Genomic DNA, 648 nt, shown 5'->3' with positions numbered 1-648 from the left:
ATCGTGATGTCGAGCACGATCATCAACTGGGCCATGCCGAAGAAGAGCAGGGCGAGCCAGCGTCGTGGGTGGGCGCCCGTCGGGGGCTGGTCGGTGGGCGCGGCCGTGGTTCCCCGGGCCGCGCCGGGCGCCGGCCCGGGCTCCGGGAAGGAGCCGCCTGGCCTGCGGTCGCTGACGGACATGGTGGTGCCTCTCTCAGGAACGAGCGGTGCGGTGTGTGGGTCAGGCCCGTGGGCGTGACGGGGGCTGGTGGCCGATCAGTCGTGTTCTGATCCGCTTGAACCAGCCGAGGTCGACGGCGGGCCCGGGCAGCGTGGCCCGCTGGTCGCAGGTGCCCGGGGCGCGGAGGCCGTCGAGGTAGATCTCCAGTTGGCGGTGGGCCAGGTCGCCGTCTTCGGCGAGTTGTCCGCCGGCCAGGGGCCGGGAGACGCGCATGAGCATCAGGGGCAGGTCGCCGAAGCGCACGTCGGGGCGGAGCGTGCCGGCCGCCTGGGCCTGGGTGACCAGTTCCTGTACCGGGTCGGCGGCGTCCTGCCGTACGCCGTCGAGTACGTCGTCGGCCTCCAGGCGCCCGATGAGCGCGGGCATGACGGAGCCCAGTTTGAGGTCGAGCGCCGCGTGCATGAAGGTGCGAAGCGCCTCGAAGGG

At 72.7% G+C, this 648-nt stretch carries 2 pseudogenes; both read right to left on the bottom strand.

Annotated elements, in window-relative coordinates:
- A pseudogene (locus tag KUM32_RS40500) lies at positions 1-182 on the bottom strand (hypothetical protein); the annotation flags it as partial.
- 40 nt (positions 183-222) lie between these two features.
- Positions 223-648, bottom strand: a pseudogene (locus tag KUM32_RS40495) (TetR/AcrR family transcriptional regulator); the annotation flags it as partial.

The sequence above is a fragment of the Streptomyces sp. AC627_RSS907 genome, from assembly GCF_019049165.1.
This window is presented reverse-complemented; position numbering and strand designations above follow the sequence as displayed.